Origin of the sequence: Vibrio sp. 10N.222.55.C6 (assembly GCF_041473395.1) — a bacterium.
GTDB lineage: Bacteria > Pseudomonadota > Gammaproteobacteria > Enterobacterales > Vibrionaceae > Vibrio > Vibrio crassostreae_C.
Genome location: NZ_JBFRSD010001027.1, coordinates 1 through 262 on the forward strand (window position 1 = coordinate 1; position 262 = coordinate 262).

Here is a 262-nt window from a genome sequence, read left to right on the forward strand (position 1 = left end):
TTATTATCATCAGTTTAGGTTAACTCGACGCTAACCATTGGCTTTGAAGCTTGAATGTTTGGTCATCAAAATCAATAGTGCCTTGCACACCTAGTGGCGTGACTAGCATGGGATGGGTGTGACAACTGTCGAAGCCATACAGGATCGGGACATTTTTACCGTTCAGCACTTCAAGAAGTACATCGAGTGGTGTTCGCCCTGTCCCTTTGTCATCAAACAACTCATGTTTGCCGAGTACAATAGCGCCTACTTTATCGAATAC

At 44.3% G+C, this 262-nt stretch carries 1 pseudogene; it reads right to left on the reverse strand.

Going from position 1 to position 262, the window contains the following annotated elements:
* Positions 1 to 19: 19 nt before the first annotated feature.
* Positions 20 to 262, reverse strand: a pseudogene (locus AB4486_RS27385) (LD-carboxypeptidase); the annotation flags it as partial.